The organism is Bacillus cereus group sp. N21, from assembly GCF_016483395.1.
Lineage (GTDB): Bacteria > Bacillota > Bacilli > Bacillales > Bacillaceae_G > Bacillus_A > Bacillus_A pseudomycoides.
This window is the reverse complement of the sequence record NZ_JAEHBX010000275.1, coordinates 1-358: the sequence shown is the minus strand read 5'-3', so window position 1 is coordinate 358 and position 358 is coordinate 1. Positions and strand designations below refer to the sequence as shown.

Sequence of the window (358 nt, the reverse complement as noted above, 5' to 3'; positions counted from 1 at the left end):
GAGAGATCTTCCAAGGTGAATCACCAAGTAGAAACAAAGGAATGTTAAGTGTAACGGAGCCACCAAAAGGTTTTCCTATACCAGAACTTCCTGAAATGCCAAATGAGCATAGTCCGGGATTAAAAGATATGGAGCTTTGAGATTATTATGACCAACCCTTTATAAATGGTTGGTCATAAATCTAAATTAGAAAATCTCTATATGGATTCAAATAAGCTTGGATGTTTTCAAAAAGGAGGGTATTCATTTTGAGTACAGTGCAAAATACACTATCCATTTTTGCTTTAGGTGGGGTTAATGAAATAGGAAAAAACATGTATGCAATACAATATTCAGACGATATTGTGATTATTGATTG

At 34.1% G+C, this 358-nt stretch carries 1 pseudogene; it reads left to right on the top strand.

The window, feature by feature from the left end:
- Positions 1-140 (top strand): annotated as a pseudogene (locus JDS96_RS30830) (manganese catalase family protein); the annotation flags it as partial.
- Positions 141-358 lie beyond the last annotated feature (218 nt).